This is a genomic window from Roseomonas sp. 18066 (genome assembly GCF_902706185.1).
Taxonomy (GTDB): Bacteria; Pseudomonadota; Alphaproteobacteria; order Acetobacterales; family Acetobacteraceae; genus Pseudoroseomonas.
This window is the reverse complement of sequence record NZ_CACSJM010000432.1, coordinates 1-381: the sequence shown is the minus strand read 5'-3', so window position 1 is coordinate 381 and position 381 is coordinate 1. Positions and strand designations below refer to the sequence as shown.

Sequence of the window (381 nt, the reverse complement as noted above, 5' to 3'; positions counted from 1 at the left end):
CTACGAGCGCATGCTCGAACGGGGCCCCGAGCGCTTCCAGGTGAAGCCGTCCGGCGTGCCCGACATGGCAGGCCTCTACGAGCAGCTGCCCAACTTCTCCGATGCGCTCGACGACGTGAAGCGCCACGTCGCGCTGGCACAGGACAGCCGCGACGGCCTGGAGGTGACGCCGATGCTGCTGATCGGCCCGCCCGGCATCGGCAAGACCCATTTCGCGCGCCAGCTGGCCGAGCTGCTCGGCACCGGAATGAACCTCGTGCCCATGAGCTCGATGACCGCCGGCTGGCTGCTCTCGGGCTCGTCCTCGCAATGGAAGGGCGCGCGCCCCGGCAAGGTGTTCGAGGCGCTGGTGGACGGCGAATACGCCAATCCCGTCATCGT

1 protein-coding gene is annotated in these 381 nt (G+C 68.8%); it reads left to right on the top strand.

Features of this window, described 5'->3' with window-relative positions; genetic code table 11:
* Positions 1-10: 10 nt before the first annotated feature.
* A partial coding sequence (locus GVN67_RS29565) for an AAA family ATPase (protein ID WP_200845484.1) occupies positions 11-381 on the top strand: 371 nt, incomplete at its 3' end.